Genomic DNA, 15,588 nt, shown 5'->3' on the forward strand with positions numbered 1-15,588 from the left:
TATTTAGTATCATGACAAAGAAAAAAGCTCAAAAACCAGGCTCCGCCACTATTGCGCTGAACAAACGCGCCCGACATGAATACTTCATAGAGGAAGAGTTCGAAGCAGGACTCTCGTTGCAGGGATGGGAAGTCAAATCGCTGCGTGCCGGCAAAGCCAACATCAGTGACAGCTATGTGCTGCTTAAAGACGGCGAGGCCTTTCTTTTTGGCGCCACTTTTCAGCCGTTGGCGGTGGCCTCCACCCATGTGGTGTGCGATCCCACGCGTACCCGCAAGCTGCTGCTCAACCATCGCGAGCTTTCCACGCTCTTCGGCCGGGTTAACCGCGAGGGGTATACCGTGGTGGCGCTATCCCTTTATTGGAAAAACGCCTGGATCAAGGTACGCATCGGCGTCGCCAAGGGTAAAAAAGAGTATGACAAACGCACAGATATCAAAGAACGCGAATGGCAGGTGGATAAAGCGCGCATAATGAAGCACGCCGGCCGTTAAGGTTTGCCCCGCCCCCGCGTTTTTGCTATAATGAAATTAACAACTTGGGGCTGATTCTGGATTCGACGGGATTTGTGAAACCCAAGGTGCATGCCGAGGTGAGGTAGGCCTCGTTAAACAGCCTCAAAAAAATAATTGCAAACGATAACTCGTTCGAACCTGCTGCTTTAGCAGCTTAATCAGCTTAATACCCTGAAGGTTCCCTCTCTCCCTAGCCTTCGCTCTTAGGACGGGGATCAAGAGAGGTCAAACCCAAAAGAGCTCGCGTGGAGATCCTGCCTGGGGTTAAAGCGCTAAAACTAATCAGGCTAGTTTGTCAGTAGCGTGTCCGTCCGCAGCTGGCAGGTGAATGTAATGACTGGACTAAGCATGTAGTGCCGAGGACGTAATAATTCCGGACGGGGGTTCAAATCCCCCCAGCTCCACCACTATCTAACGGTCTGATTCTCTTTGAGATTCAGGCCGTTTTTCTTTTGGCATGTGTCACAACTGTGACTCAGGAGTGTACCATATGCTATCTAGCAACATCCCCCACTACATCTATCAGCGTAACTGTAGTCCCCCCTGTATTTAGTCTTACCGCTTAATGGAGTTCTTTGGTTAAAATGCAACCAACGGGAGGCTCATCATGAAGAAAGCGCGTTTCACTGAAACTCAGATCTTGCGAGTCCTGAAAGAAGTTGAAGGTGGCCGGCATGTGAAAGATGTCTGTCGCGAAAACGGTGTTTCAGAAGCCAGCTACTATAACTGGAAATCCAAATACGGCGGGATGGAATCCTCTGATATCAAGCGGATGAAAGAGCTTGAAGAAGAAAATCGCCGACTAAAGCAGATGTATGCTTCCCTGAGCTTGGATCATGAAATCCTTAAGGATGTCGTAGCAAAAAAACTTTAACGGCACCTGAGAAACGCGAGTTGGTGCGTTATGTCATGAAGGAACATCACGCCAGCGAGCGTCGCGGGTGTCGGATTATTGGCATCAGTCGAAGTCTTTTGCATTATCGCCATAACACCGCGCGGGACCTGCCGGTGATAGAGGCATTACAAAAACTGGCGCAACAGTATCCGGCCTATGGCTTTGGTCTGATGTTCAATAAGTTACGTCAGTTCGGACAGAGCTGGAATGCAAACCGGGTTTACCGAATATATCGATTGTTGAAGTTAAACCTCAGGCGTAAGGGGAAAAAACGATTGCCCAACCGTCATCCCCAGCCTTTGGTTATTCCGCATAAAATGAACCACTGCTGGTCAGTAGATTTTATGAGTGATGCCTTGATAGATGGGCGAAGGTTCCGCCTGTTCAATGTGGTCGATGATTTTAATCGGGAAGCACTGGCAATCGAAGTTGATTTAAATATACCGGCTCATCGTGTCGTCCGTATCCTGGACCGACTCAGCAGCGAGAGAGGTTATCCGGCTTATATTCGAAGTGACAACGGACCCGAACTTACCGCTGTTGCCTTGGCGGAATGGGCAGAGGATAACGGTGTCATGCTGGATTTTATTCAGCCTGGTAGGCCAATGCAAAACGGATTTATCGAGCGGTTCAACAAAACCCTGCGAACAGAAATACTTGATATGTATCTGTTCCGGACGCTATCTGAAGTGCGGTTTTTAATAGAGAGCTGGCGTACAGAATATAACGAGGAGCGTCCACACAGCTCACTCGGCGATATGCCGCCAGTTATCTACGCAAGGCAAAAACTGGTCGGAGATCCTCATTGGCAGTGGTACTAAAAACCGGGGGGACTACACCATGATAAAAGTCTGCATGATCTTGCAGTAACGATGGCTGTGATCTCCATAGCATTGTTAATCGGTGGGCTTTTTATCAGTAACGGCCCATATGTTTTGATGTACTCGCTGATATGCCCACCGCTTATAGGCTTCGGGATCACGAAGCTATCCGAACGTTCATCATCCATTAGAAAACGTGGGGCTACCCTCTCGCTAATTGCATTGCTACTTCTGCCGAGCTTTGCACTACTCTTCGTTGGTATTAACTCGTCGGATTGGGTGATGATTTTCGATTTTGGGACAGGGTTTAGAGTGTTATTTGCTGCACTAATTGGCGGACTGATGACCAACATCAGACTCGAAGCTGTTGCTGAACCACGATTGTAATCAGTATCGATAAACCGCAGGGGATCAGTTCTGCGGTTTATCCCAACTATTTCTTGGACCCTAATTCAGTTCCCAAAGAGGAATCTGAATTCGCAACATTGTTAATATGAGAATACAACGCTAAAAATATTGATATAGAGTTATTTTTTAGGATTGCTTGACGGTTGTTGAGCAGTCTGAGGAGAAACTGAAGTTTGAGTAGGGTTTGGCTGCATTTTAGGTATTGTAGCGCCGTGTTTTTCAACATTAGCAGGTTGACTCTTCATCATTTGAGGAACGATAGCCCCATCGCCAACAACCATATGAATAATCGTATTGTTTTTATTACTCATTTTCTATCCTCTACCGGATGATTTGTTAGCTAAAGAAGCCGATAGCTGCTGGGTTCTGGATGTTTGACCAGTAGATTGTGAGGTTTGTGGGGCTGTAGGAGGGATAGACTGCATAGTTGGTACATTTGCCCCATTACCTGTAAATACGCGTTGCATGACTGGCACAGAATGCCCTTCCATGCTGATTTGAGATCTATTATCGCTAAATTCATCACTCATAGCTTGCTCCGTTTTCATACATTTTTTACGGGTTTGAAGGTTTCACCGGATTAGGAACCGATGGAGATGATGGTGATACAGCAGGATTTGTCGGAACAGGAATTGACGCCGGAGCTCTTGGCATTGCCGGTATAACAGCCCCCTTGTCGACTTGTACTTTTTGCATTTGCGGCATCACATGCCCTTCATCAATTCTTACTGGCGTACATTTTTTGGAGTCATTGCTACTCATTGCAGGCCTCTTTGAAAAGTTTAACGCACCAAATAAAATTACTGAGATGATCGCGAGTATGAAGAACCCACCTGAAAACCAATTAACTAGAGATGTAAACTGGGCCCATTTATTTTTTTCACTAAAAGCATTCAGATCACCATCCAAATAGTAGCGTTCTGCTATAGCCAATTGTTTGACTAATGCTTTATTACTTATCAGGAAGCTAGAAATAGTTGAGAGGATGGCCAAGCCAAAAAAAACCCAAGACATATAGAGAAAAAACACCCAAAATGGGCCTTCTTTACTAGCTATATCCTTTAACAGCGTGAGAGATATTGCCAAGCCTGCGGATGATAGAGTTAATATGTTTTTGTCATAATTATCTGTATTTGATAGCTCTCGCTTATCAACTTCCGCCTTGAAAACAGAATAGATTGCCGTAGCCTGTTTTATCTCTTCTTCAGTTCTGCTCAATTCCCACTCCCAGAGATACCAAACTACATATTGATTCTAAAATCCTAAAAGAACACTATATATAGGCAATATCATAGATAAGTTAATTTTATCATTCAAGTCATTATTATTGATACTGATCACAAAAATAATTGGTTTATAAACTGTCATTCACTACTTGTGAAGAGTCATTCCATTGTGGCATAGTGATGTGACATTGATTCCCGCTACATTGCCAAAAGAATCAGCAAGTTAGTATTTGGTGGCGCTTTTACCCAGCTCCACCAAATTCTGTTCTATAGAACGTCAAGTAAGTCCAAGAAGCCCGCATGGCGCAAGCCCTGCGGGCTTTTTCACGTATGCTGGGTGCTGTGGCGATCTTGTGGCCTCCATAACTTTTAGGTACCTTCTTAGGTACCCGAAAGGCAGGTACCCATCCAGCGGGTACCTAAATGATGGAGGTACCTATGGAACGGTTAACAAAACCCCTCACCGATACGGAGATCAAAGCCGCCAAACCACAGGAGGCGGATTACACACTGCATGACGGAGACGGTCTGCAACTGCTCATCAAAAGCAGCGGCAGAAAAGTCTGGCAAATGCGCTACTACCGACCTTTAACCAAAAAGCGCGCAAAGCTGACTTTTGGGCCTTATCCCGAAGTCACTCTAGCCGACGCCCGGCAACGCCGTACAGCGGCCCGTGCCCTGCTGGTAAAAGATATTGACCCTTATGAACACCAGCTTTCATTGCGCAAGCAAGCGCTCGAAACCCAATCCAACACCTTTAAGGCCATTACCGAACGCTGGCTCCAGCTAAAAAAGAGCAGCGTCACCGCCGACTATGCCTTCGATATTTGGCGCTCCCTCGAAAAGGACATCTTTCCCGCCATCGGCGATATCAGTATTACGAAGATTAAAGCATGCACGCTTGTGCAGGCTATCCAGCCGGTGCAGGCCAGAGGTGCGCTGGAAACGGTTAGGCGGTTATGCCAGCGGATTAACGAGGTGATGATCTATGCCATGAACGTTGGTCTGATCGATGCGGAGCCCAGCGTCAATATCAGCAAGGCATTCGAGAAACCGCAGAAAAAACACATGCCCAGCATCCGCCCAGATCAACTACCGCAACTGATGCAAACGATGCGGCTGGCTAACATCGAACTCCCCACCCGTTGTTTATTTATGTGGCAGCTACTGACGATTAGCCGCCCTGCCGAAGCCTCGGATACCCGTTAGACAGAACTCGATTTATCAGCGAAAGAATGGCATATACCGGCCGAACGCATGAAAATGAACCGGGAGCATATAGTGCCGCTTTCTGCGCAGGCATTATCTATTCTGGAGATTATGAAGCCACTGAGCGGCCAGCGTGAATACGTTTTCCCCAGCCGCATAAAACCGAGGCAACCGATGAACAGCCAAACGGTGAATGCAGCGCTGAAACGCGCTGGTTTTGGTGGGGTCCTGGTATCCCATGGGCTGCGTTCAATCGCCAGCACCACGCTTAACGAACAAGGCTTCCCGCCAGACGTTATCGAAGCCGCGCTGGCACATGTGGATAAAAATGAAGTACGCCGCGCCTACAATCGTAGTGATTACCTTGAACAACGACGCCCGATGATGCAGTGGTGGGCCGAATTTGTGTCGACCGCAGATAGCGGAAGCATGATGAGCGAAGGAATAAAAGGGTTAAGAGTTTTATAACCGATCAGTCTAACGCTGATCACTTCCATTCAATTTTCTGTTGCTCATTATTATGCGTTTAATCGGGAGTAAGATAAGGATTTCTGCTGTGTTATACCCTTTGGGTTACAGTCGTTGCGGCTTGCATAAACATAACGTTTTTGTTATGTTTTGAGCCATGGAATACACTATTGATTACTACAGTGAAGACGTTCGATACGATATCGATCATTGGCCATTGTCTTTGCGAGCCAGGTATACCAGGCTTACCGAACGTATGACAGTATACGGTGGTAACCTCGGTGAGCCACACACCAGCGCCTTCGGAAATGGACTTTTCGAACTTCGAGTAAAAGGTAACGAAGGGATTGGACGTGTGTTCTTTTGCGCGGTAGTGGGAAAGCGAATTGTGATGCTGCATAGCTTTATCAAGAAAACCCAAAAAACGCCGCGTAAAGAACTCAGCATCGCTGAAGCCAGATTGAGAGAGGTAAAAAAATGAACGCTAAACGCATACCGCCAACCAAAACCCATGCCGAAATGGTCTCTAATTGGATGGAGCAACCGGAATTCAAGGCTGAATATGAAAAGCTGGACGGGGAATTCGCCCTGCTTGATGAGCTGTTGGCCGCACGCAAAAAAGCCGGCCTCACCCAAGCGCAAGTCGCTGAGCGAATGGGGACCAAAGCAACGGCGATTACACGGTTGGAAAGCGGTTTAGCCTCCGGTACCCAAGGACCGTCTTATAACACGCTGAAAAAATATGCCGCTGCGGTAGGGAAAAAACTGCAAATCCGTTTTGTATAATTATTTTTAGGGATCAGCCGTTGCTCAATCTGACAGTCGGCTAACAGTAAAAAAAGGACATTTAGAAGCCCCGATTCTTGAAAGAGTCTATGTCTGCGTTGCCTTAGGATCGATCATTCAGCGATCCATATGACGTGGCATCCGCCCCTTTAAGAACCTGATGCAGGATCGTGCCTCAGCTATTACCGTCCTTGAAGATGCCATTTTCAGTTGAATTTGGTGAGTTAATAGACCTGCCTGAAGCTCGTGCGCGCTTCGATCTGTTTGATGGCGTTCAGCGCGCCAACGCCATTCTTGTCGTCATCGCAGAGGTCTCTGAGAGCGTTAAGATCGTTCCTGTCACCCAAAGCGCCCAAAATTTGGATGGAGAAGGCTGCAACGCTCGCTGCGTCACCTTGAAATCCACACTCATAGAATGAAACTTGCGCCTCCTTCCTCTTTAGGGCCTCGCGACAAATGGTAACCGCCAGGTCCGGATATTCATTGACCAAAGATTTTCGCCCACCATCGGCGGAAATCATTTGTGACGTAGTGAGATAGAGCGCCCCGGCGCCTGCGCACGCGTAATGGTCTAGGAGGACAGCCCGTGCTACATCAGTATGGCTGGCAGTCTGCGGATGTTTTACATCACACCGATTCGACCAATAGAAGAGCTCTCCGCATGCCAGCAGGGCGCGCCCCGCGTTTGTTGACACCTCACCTCTTGATTTGGGAAGATCAACCCCCAAGTGCCCCAAAGATTCATGCGCGGCAACGAAAACTTCGATGGCATCTTGAGGCATGAAGTGCTTCTCGTCGGGCAGCGTGGTCCATGGCGCAATCACATATGCCACGGCGGGGTCATCGAATTCAGACAACTGTCGGATAAGAATGCCGAGGAACGAAAGATAGGGCAGCGCTGCGCCGCGACATGCCTTGGTGAGCAGGAGCTTCTTTCGCACATCATCAAGTTCCTGTACTTCTTCCCAGTACGATGAGTCAAAAGGATGATCGAATTGACATGAAAACACTCCCCAGGCTGCCTGATCAGCTTCTGGTCCTTCCATACCTAAGGCATCCGTGATTTCACGCTGGATGACTTCCAAGTAATTCTGTTCTGCCTCTTGCAAGGCCCCAAGAGCATGTAACGCTTCAAAGAGCATCGTGTTCATCATCACTCCCAGCTTGTCGATAGATGCTTGGAGCGCGTAGATCATTTCAGTGCGATATGGCTCTTCTACATCGCGTAGATATTGTGAAAATTCAATCAAATTGAGTTGAAGGTGATACGGATACAATCTGATATTCTGCAGCAAGCGTACCACGTAGGGTACTGCCACCTTGTCGCACCCCGAAAATTTTGCCAATCCAGTCAGAAAATAGAACTGGCCAGGTGTCTTTGCATTTGCCCATGCTTTCCTGAGCGCTGCTTCAAATTCCCGGCCCTGCTTTCTGCGATTTGATAAGCATCCGCTATGAATAAAGTTGACAAGTTGCGATATAGCCGCAGTGCGGTGCATGACGTAAGCCTGAGAGAACAGAGCATGACGAAGCGGGATCTTCCTTTGTTTGGCTTCTTGGGCGAATTCTCTCGCAGCGTTTGCTATGGCTTCGTCCATGTATTTACATGCAGCCATGATGGCATCGAAATATTGCCCATCCGTTAGGGACTGCCCAATAGCTTGAAGATAGCTGCGGCAATCCTTGATATCAAGGCGAAGCGAAGTGCCAACTACGGTCACGCCGTCCCATCCTTCTCCGATCAGCTCAAACTTGATTCCCTGTGCCTCAGAGACCATAGCATCAAGGATTGCATATATCCTACGCTTCACAATGGACTGAGCTAAGGCGCCGCATTCACCACGGCAACAGGCGGTCAGCAGATCCTGGTCCGTATTCGTATCGAGAACGTCTTGTGTTGCACGGTCATCTTCAACACCACCGATGATGAATGACCGGGAAGAATGAAAGCGCGGCGAATTGAGAGCGGATTGAATCTGTGAGACGTCGCCTCCGGCACTACGAATAACTGCCTCCGCAGCAAACGCCGAATAGAACAACTCGTGCACAAAGCTCACTCGGTCGCCACGCAGATAGAGAAGCTGTGAGCGAAACAGAGCATCCCGGGCCTCACGGCTGAGACTAACAGAGTCACCGAGTCTGTCAAATTCTCGAATGGAAAGACTGAAGCAAGCCCTTTTGGCAAGAATACTAGCAAGGGTGCTCAGGACACGAACGCCCTCGCTCGCCTCGATTCCCAGCTTGATCCTCGAATAGGCATCGAAGAGTGCGAATCTGCTGGCGCCCACCGCCAACAACGAGCCTGCTTGCCCCACGAGCTCGGCTTCCAGCCCTGAGCGCGCAGCCTGAAGAAGGCCCATGCAGTTCCCTGCCTGATCACCCAGCTCTTCGATCCTGGCGAGCGCCATCTTGAGTTTATCTGACGGACGCATGACGATGACAGTTTTCATCGACAACAGTTCTGGGCGAGAAAAATCGTGCTGTGTGCTGACGACAAGCCCAGACCCAAAGCGCAACGCGAATGCCTTAAGGCTTCTGGTCAAGGCGACCTTGAGGTCATCCCGGCATTCATTGTAGCCATCGAGAAAAAGGATGATCCGCTTACCAAGAAGCTGGCTGGCACCAACGATGCTGCGCGCTGAACGGGAATTCAGGAGGGCAACCTCCCTGTCGAGAAGGCTCTGAAGCTGACCATTAAAATCCTTTGCGAAAACGAAGATCGGAATGCAATTGCTTCCCATGCACGATATTGCACAGGCAGTCGCCAGGAGGGTTTTTCCGCAACCCGATGGCCCACGGATCAATATGCCTTCAGCACTTCCGGCGGCCATGGATTGCACATCTATCAGTGCAACGGCAGACTCTTCATGCTCGTATTGATCGCCCAGGAGCTTAGTGGCCTGTGGCCCATAGAACTCGGCGAAAGCTGTGATGTATGTGGCACACGACCTTGTCGCCGTCAACATCGGTTCATTCAAGGCGGCATCAACGCTCTCGATTGCTTCCAGGCGCAGTCGCCGAGCAAGCGTTTCGCAGAGTTCTTCCGTAAGGAGTGCCCCCGAACGCTGGCTCAACATTTGCGCGATGTGCTGCTCGCCGCCAACCGCAGCCTTGAAATCGCCCGAGGTCACGTACGAGTCAACTGGAATATTTGGCATGATCGCGACAAGTCCATTTGGATACCCATCGACCCTTGTGACCCTCTGCATTTCATCGCGCAACGCGTTCTTGGCCCCCAGCACCTGGTCATAGGCGTTTCCGATTTTTTTCGTACCATAGGGGCCGCGTTGCTCCCATGATCCGTTCATGCCTCCCCGTATGGGTTGAGTATACCCCTTCGCTTCTATGACGAGCGTCGTTGTCTCAGTGAAGATTGCGAGATCTATCTGGCGACCGGAAACGTTGAAGTTTGCAAAGACATAGGCCCAGCGATGCGATTGCATCAACGCCGCGTGTGCTGCTTGGAGGGAGTCGAGTTCGGACTGATGCTCCAGAGGTGCCCCGATGAATATTCGGAGGTGAGGGGTCGAAGCTGAACTCGTAATCATTGCGACTTACCCGGAGCTCTTTGGGAAAGGTAGCGGCAAAGAACACCACTGAGACCCACCATCAGCTCAGCTTCCTCGAATTGTGGTGGCTGTCCTTCCGTTAGGTGGCGACCGTAGTTGGAGGTGTACCCCCATGCCTTCTCAACGATCTGATCGATGGGAAGAGGGAAAATGCCTACATTGCGTTGGACAAGCTGTCCCCGAGTATCTTTGCTCCCAGTTACGTCGCGCGCAACACACTCGAGTGCTGCCATGGCGTACTTAATGGCACCGGTCGTTTCCGGCTGTGGACGCCGGGAGAGCTCGCTCGCCGCCGTTATTCGCTTTTGCTGACGCACTGTCGTCTGACCTTGACGGATAGCAACTTCGAATATCTCGGTGCCGCTCATATCGACCCGGTTGCCGATGAGCTGCCAACCGACACCAGCAACGCGGAAAAATCGGTTCACCTCCGCGCCGTAATCTTGACCGCTGTATGCGCATTCGTCTGCAAGCTTTTCGATCAGGTCATCAACCTCGTACCATTCGCAGTCGTCGGCTAGTTCTCGGACCTCACTATTGATGTTAGAAAACTCTGACCAATTGTTCTTGTCGGGTGCACGAAAGAGGATCTGGCACAAAAGAGTTCTGATGTTACTTGGCTTGAGACCACATTGGTAAGCGATCTGAACCGCCGCGTCTCGCACTTCCTGTGGCGCGTCATTCCTGATCTTGATTTCCGCGTCGGGATGACCGAGCCCTTGACGCCGTGAGAATAAGTCCATGCGATCTTGCTCCTATAATCCAAACCTATAGGATACTTCCGACATGCATTTCAGGCCAGTTTGCCGGTACCTTTAACGCACTTGCCTATCCCCGTAGGTAGTCATAGCGGTCGTCGACGGCGGCCTGTGCACCAGTATCATCACTGCAAAGTGCTGCTCAATCAATGTCGAAAAATCGGTGCATAATTATATGCAGGGTGTAAATAGATTGGCGCGCGATCAGTCACGTTTCGCACAAGCGGTCGTTCAAATCAGCTCGACTTCAAGGTATGGCGAACGGCCGTTATGAGCAAAAAAAAAACTTACCGGCCTTTCAATGTACAAATGCTATCAGTTCACAATGCAGGCATTACAAACAGCAGGGTGTTTTAAACGACGTGGAGCAGGTAAATATTATTTCAGACCTTAACTGACAATTGCCTATTATTTATACATGTATCTGTCAGATTACATCTTGTTAAATTCTTCCCTGACCAGATGTGCTTTCCATCAACCTTTGACGTCCACCAACACTACGATAGCACGTGGATTGAAATGCAGCTTGCTGCATGTTGATAGAAACTTATAACCATGCGCAATATATACAAACCATGCTCAGATGATGCAATGGTATTCCAATTATATTAGTAGCTAGCATCTTTAACATCCGTCTCAATATCTTTAACTTGTTTGGCTATTCTTTTGCTAAAATTATAGTCAATTTCTTCATCAGTCATACCTCTGACACTCTTATTAAAGTAGTGAGTTAAGACATATATTTTCCGAGGTACATCATATTCATCGAAGTTAGGAATATAGTTAGTTTCGCGTCGATTAAATTTAATTTGAAAAAATGTTCTTACAAATGACTTCAAATACAAAGTAACACTAAATCTATTACACAGTCTCTTCAAAAAATCATCTAACTCATGTAATAACGTTTCATCATTAATTTCCGAGAAAAAGTACATCCATCCTTTTGATTTATTCTGAAATATACAACCTGTAACCCTTAAATTGATTCGCCATTCCAAAAACTCAGCACTTTTTAATTTCGAATGCTTATAACCTGTAAATATAGCTAGCAATGATTCACGTAAATTTTCAACAGAACCTTTTCGAGCAGTTACTTTCCCATTATCAAAATAATAACCTAAATATCCAAATTCACTTCCATTTAAATAACCAGAACTTGACTTCTCAGGATTTTTTTTAGGATCATATACATTCAATCCCAGACGTTTAAAGCGAGAAATAAAATCATAGGTTATTCCTGGTGCATCTGGAGACTCGCAGAGAATCATCACATCATCGACATATCTGTAATATTTAATACCAATTTTGTTGCGATAATACATATCAATATTTAAGAGGTAAATCGCTGCCAATATATTCGAGACTGATAAACCTTGTGGAACTCCATGATCAGAGGGCAAATCATCACGTTTTGGCTTGGACACTGTAGCAGAACGGATAGCACTTCCAATCAAAGATAAAATTTTTTCATCTCTGATCCTGGCACGTAACCTACTGATCAACTTATCATGTACAATTGATGGATAGAAATTAGCCACATCAAATTTCATGAAAAACTCATAATCTTCGTCGTTAATACTGTTCTTAACATTAACTACCATATCTTGTGGTAAATCAAAAACTACTAAGTCTTGGTATATTTCTTGTAAAAAATCACATATTGCTCGAAGAGCAATTTTATCCCGGATAGTGGGTATAGAAATTTCTCTTGGTGGTTTTCCTCTACCTTTACTGATAAGTTTTAGTTTATATTTATTAAATTTATACTCACCTGAAAGACACTTTCGCTTAATGGTTTCTATTTCTTCTTTTTGAAATTTCCAGAAAATTTCATGTGACATGTTATCTATGCCGATAGCAGGAGATAAAGAAATAATATCTTTATAAATTCTTTTAAGATTTTCAACGCTAAAGTGTTTTTTGAATATATCAGATGAACTCATTACGCTTCTCTCAACACTAATAAAATAGCCAAAGGAAATAAAAACAGGACTGAGAAGATAGCAAAATTCCGTAATGTGTAAAACCAAACCTGCACTCGATGCCACCATGTTGGGTGTTTTGTTAGCAAATTTTTATCACATGTATTAGAGTCTTCATCAACCATTGCTTTAATAAAATCTCTTTCAAGATGGTTCTCTGAAGCAGCTAATATCGATTGATACTCTCTATCCAGTTCGGTAAGGGGTGTGCTAATTAAAGAAGAGGTGTGAATTACACTTAATTTCTCATAACATTGTTTTATAAGCATCGCGCGCCCTTTGAAATTCATATTGTTAATGAAAAGGGTCAGCACAAGAATTAAAACAGATAAGGCAACCATAATAACAGATTCATTATCGTTTGCAGGCGGTTTTACAAGTGAGTAAATAGAATAACAAACTAAGAATGAGGAATACCATAGCAAAAGAAACTGAGAGTAATAATCTAAATTTAAAAGTCTACGCTCAGCTTTTATTTTAGCCTTACGTGTCCACCAAACTTTATCAGAGAAAGTGCTATTCATAAAAAATCCGTATTAAGGTGAGGCGCCTAAGGTAGTAATCGTGTAACGCCTGTAAACAGACTAGTAAACTAGAGGACAAGCCTCCCAAAATTAGTTGCACCCAGTATGGCTGGATGATCGCAAAGCGATACGCCTCATCTGAGAGAATACTCCTATTTTTAATAAAAAAAACTTGTTATGACAAAAATCCGACTACTGATCTTACCCACGTCTTGTGGACACAGCTCTTCTCATCATTTCCCCGACTTGCTCCCGTAATGTTAGCAATGTCTGCTTCTAGCACTGAGCTGACGGTCAGATCTGATCGGACCCAGATTAGCAAGGGTGCCAGATTAAGTACGAATCAGTACACCCTATAACTTACCGCGAAATATGCCGAACTAACAGCATCTCGAATCATCCTGGATAGATGCTAGGCATCGAGCCATTGGCCGCTGGTGATGACGTCGATTTTAATGCGGCTCGTATCAAGTCAAAACTCAATTGATGTTGCCCCCCTTCCTCGGGTCAAATATTCATGCAACACCTACCGCCCAAGATATACAGCCGTGATCTGGGTTCGCTCATGTCCTAGTTCCCGGCTGATAGTCTGGCGGGCCATCGCATCCTGGGTACGCTCCAAGGGTGATAGCATGTGGCTAGACTTGCCACCAGCCGCCGGAGCTGGCCATCCCGTCAATGTTTTATACCGAGCCTGTGCGTAATGATGTCGCAATCCATGCATATTACTCAGCCCCACCGCTTTGCATTGTCCGTCATAAACATGGCGCTGCTGTATATACGTTTTATGCGCTGGTATCAGCGAACCCGCGCCAGCCAGTCTATGCGTCCGATCGAGCACGTCTCGTTGCTCAACAGTTAGGATGGGTATCGTTCGTTCACGCCCGCCCTTGGTCCATGTTCTCTTAAGAACGAGACAATCTCCACGGTCAGCATAGCCGGGGGGGAACTTAATGGACTCTTCACGACGCAGCCCAAAAGCCTTTTGCAAAAGCAGACTCATGCGTACATAGGGATCATTCACTTTATCCAAACTATCGCTTAACTCGCGCGCCTTGTTCTCGCTGGCGACAAATCGCCGCTCAGGGATACCCAGTTGCGTATTATCTGCTGGGATAACACCGGCCTTGCCGACCTTCTCTGCCCACCACCGCAAATGCGCCAGGCGATTCTTGAGTGTGCCCGCCGACAACCCTTCACCCTGCCAACGCTCAAGTAATACCGTGACATGTTTACCCTTAAGCGACGTTGCCCGCATCTGCCGAAATCCCGCCTCCCGTAATTGACGGCCGGCCAACGCCAGTGAACGCATCCGGTCAGCCTGCGTCGCATGGCTGCCATCGCGATTTCGTTGGCAAAGCTGGCGTAGCGTATAGGCGAGATCATCCATCGATATCTCCTGTGTGACTATGGCGTTTTCTGTCCTGAGCTAAAAAAGGTGAGTGTTATTGCCAACTCGCTGAAGCGAGATCCCCGAAGGGCATGGGCCAGGTGCTCAGATCACCTGTTGCCTCGAATGAGGCCACCGTCCTGCTTCCTGTAGGAAGACTGAACGGTGTTTATCGCAAGGAATAACAATGCAAACAATTTGGATAATGACCTCCTATGAAGCGATGATAATGGGATAGACGGTTACGCCATACAGGCGTTTATAACGCCGAACTAAAGCAAGGAATAAGCGCCGACAAGCGCGATGTGGTGATGGCTAGACGTATCAAGCCTGGGATAACTCAAGCTCCCCCATGGGTAGGGGTGGCGCGCAAAGTTGAGCCGAAACACGCCAGGGATGGGCAACCGGGTGGGTACGGCATCGGTGAAGTGCCAACTTCAGCCGATGTGGCGTTTATTGCCTTGCGCCAAGGTTCCCGGTATTTAAACCTGCCGGGAGGTTATTGCCCTGCCAGTGTGTCAGGGCATCATCATGTGCGCAGCATGAAATAGGATACAGCGCCAACCCGCATTGTTGCTGCAATTCCCAGGGCCGTCACTGCGGCGTGCAGTGACGGCCCATTAGTTGGCTGGAGCCGCTGCAACAGCATACAAGCGTTATCTTTCTCAAGCTCATAGCGCGCAAGATCCATCTGGCGCACCCGCTAAAAAACTGGCTGACGCGGCCGTGCGGCCTTGTCGGCTCCCCGGCTACATGAAGCTATTGGCCCCATATAGCCGGGGAGCTTGTTTAGAAAGCGTTGCCACAAAAGTCCTGGCGCGCGTGTTACACACTTCTCGAAGTGGTTTTTATGCCTGGATGGTACATTGGGGCGCACTTTAACCTCGGCAGCAAGCCCGGCTAACCCATGACGCCCATATCTGCTTTGTAGTTACCATCTAACGTAAGGCGTCATTTTCGACGGCATCGGATTACCTAAACCGCGTTTCAGGTCAAGACGTGAGGCTCAATGTATGCAAAGATATCTGCTTCTCTTT

At 47.5% G+C, this 15,588-nt stretch carries 12 protein-coding genes, 1 other RNA gene and 1 pseudogene; 6 read left to right on the forward strand and 8 right to left on the reverse strand.

Annotated features, from left to right (window positions below):
- Positions 1-11: 11 nt before the first annotated feature.
- The 3 genes from smpB (at position 12) to ACL2XJ_RS00135 (ending at position 2,231) form a co-directional block, all read left to right on the forward strand.
- Positions 12-494: an SsrA-binding protein SmpB gene (gene smpB / locus ACL2XJ_RS00125; protein WP_132926523.1), complete on the forward strand. Its 483-nt coding sequence runs from the start codon at positions 12-14 to the stop codon at positions 492-494.
- 46 nt (positions 495-540) lie between these two features.
- Positions 541-922, forward strand: a transfer-messenger RNA (tmRNA) gene (gene ssrA, locus ACL2XJ_RS00130).
- Positions 923-1,122: 200 nt separating this feature from the next.
- Positions 1,123-2,231, forward strand: a protein-coding gene (locus ACL2XJ_RS00135) for an IS3 family transposase (protein ID WP_413725265.1) whose coding sequence is annotated in 2 segments (ribosomal slippage) — positions 1,123-1,372 and positions 1,372-2,231 — 1,110 coding nt in all. Because the reading frame shifts where the segments join, the coding sequence is not laid out codon by codon here.
- A 527-nt stretch (positions 2,232-2,758) separates the two neighbouring features.
- On the opposite strand, the gene ACL2XJ_RS00140 is transcribed toward ACL2XJ_RS00135, so the two are convergent.
- Genes ACL2XJ_RS00140 through ACL2XJ_RS00150 form a run of 3 tightly spaced genes read right to left on the reverse strand, consistent with a single transcriptional unit; the run spans position 2,759 to position 3,857 of the window.
- On the reverse strand, positions 2,759-2,950 hold the full coding sequence (locus tag ACL2XJ_RS00140; protein ID WP_413725266.1) for a hypothetical protein: 192 nt from the start codon (positions 2,948-2,950) through the stop codon (positions 2,759-2,761).
- A 3-nt stretch (positions 2,951-2,953) separates the two neighbouring features.
- Positions 2,954-3,169, reverse strand: coding sequence for a hypothetical protein (locus tag ACL2XJ_RS00145; RefSeq protein WP_413725267.1), 216 nt, complete (start codon positions 3,167-3,169; stop codon positions 2,954-2,956).
- A gap of 25 nt (positions 3,170-3,194) precedes the next feature.
- Positions 3,195-3,857 carry a hypothetical protein gene (locus tag ACL2XJ_RS00150; protein ID WP_413725268.1) on the reverse strand — a complete coding sequence of 221 codons (663 nt, stop codon included), beginning with the start codon at positions 3,855-3,857 and terminating at the stop codon, positions 3,195-3,197.
- Between the two features lie 446 nt (positions 3,858-4,303).
- Here ACL2XJ_RS00150 and ACL2XJ_RS00155 point away from each other — a divergent pair.
- The 3 genes and pseudogenes from ACL2XJ_RS00155 (at position 4,304) to ACL2XJ_RS00165 (ending at position 6,328) form a co-directional block, all read left to right on the forward strand.
- Positions 4,304-5,542 (forward strand): annotated as a pseudogene (locus ACL2XJ_RS00155) (integrase domain-containing protein).
- 157 nt (positions 5,543-5,699) lie between these two features.
- Positions 5,700-6,023 (forward strand): type II toxin-antitoxin system RelE/ParE family toxin, encoded by a 324-nt coding sequence (locus ACL2XJ_RS00160; protein WP_413725269.1) that lies wholly within the window; start codon positions 5,700-5,702, stop codon positions 6,021-6,023.
- Positions 6,020-6,328 (forward strand): helix-turn-helix domain-containing protein, encoded by a 309-nt coding sequence (locus tag ACL2XJ_RS00165; RefSeq protein ID WP_413725270.1) that lies wholly within the window; start codon positions 6,020-6,022, stop codon positions 6,326-6,328. Before ACL2XJ_RS00160 ends, ACL2XJ_RS00165 begins: the two co-directional genes overlap by 4 nt.
- 224 nt (positions 6,329-6,552) lie before the next feature.
- Here ACL2XJ_RS00165 and ACL2XJ_RS00170 read toward each other — a convergent pair whose 3' ends face one another.
- The 5 genes from ACL2XJ_RS00170 to ACL2XJ_RS00190 form a co-directional block, all read right to left on the reverse strand.
- Positions 6,553-9,876 carry an NERD domain-containing protein gene (locus ACL2XJ_RS00170; protein ID WP_413725271.1) on the reverse strand — a complete coding sequence of 1,108 codons (3,324 nt, stop codon included), beginning with the start codon at positions 9,874-9,876 and terminating at the stop codon, positions 6,553-6,555.
- Positions 9,873-10,640, reverse strand: coding sequence for an AbiJ-NTD4 domain-containing protein (locus tag ACL2XJ_RS00175; protein ID WP_413725272.1), 768 nt, complete (start codon positions 10,638-10,640; stop codon positions 9,873-9,875). Before ACL2XJ_RS00175 ends, ACL2XJ_RS00170 begins: the two co-directional genes overlap by 4 nt.
- 623 nt (positions 10,641-11,263) lie before the next feature.
- Positions 11,264-12,598, reverse strand: coding sequence for a reverse transcriptase domain-containing protein (locus tag ACL2XJ_RS00180; RefSeq protein WP_413725273.1), 1,335 nt, complete (start codon positions 12,596-12,598; stop codon positions 11,264-11,266).
- The gene (locus ACL2XJ_RS00185) at positions 12,598-13,161 is read right to left on the reverse strand and encodes an SLATT domain-containing protein (RefSeq protein WP_413725274.1); all 564 of its coding nucleotides are present in this window, start codon (positions 13,159-13,161) and stop codon (positions 12,598-12,600) included. Before ACL2XJ_RS00185 ends, ACL2XJ_RS00180 begins: the two co-directional genes overlap by 1 nt.
- 526 nt (positions 13,162-13,687) lie before the next feature.
- A complete protein-coding gene (locus ACL2XJ_RS00190) occupies positions 13,688-14,551 on the reverse strand; it encodes a phage integrase N-terminal domain-containing protein (RefSeq protein WP_413725275.1) in 864 nt (287 codons plus the stop codon).
- Positions 14,552-15,588: the final 1,037 nt, after the last annotated feature.

Source organism: Sodalis sp. RH16, from assembly GCF_047324245.1.
Lineage (GTDB): Bacteria > Pseudomonadota > Gammaproteobacteria > Enterobacterales > Enterobacteriaceae > Acerihabitans > Acerihabitans ligni.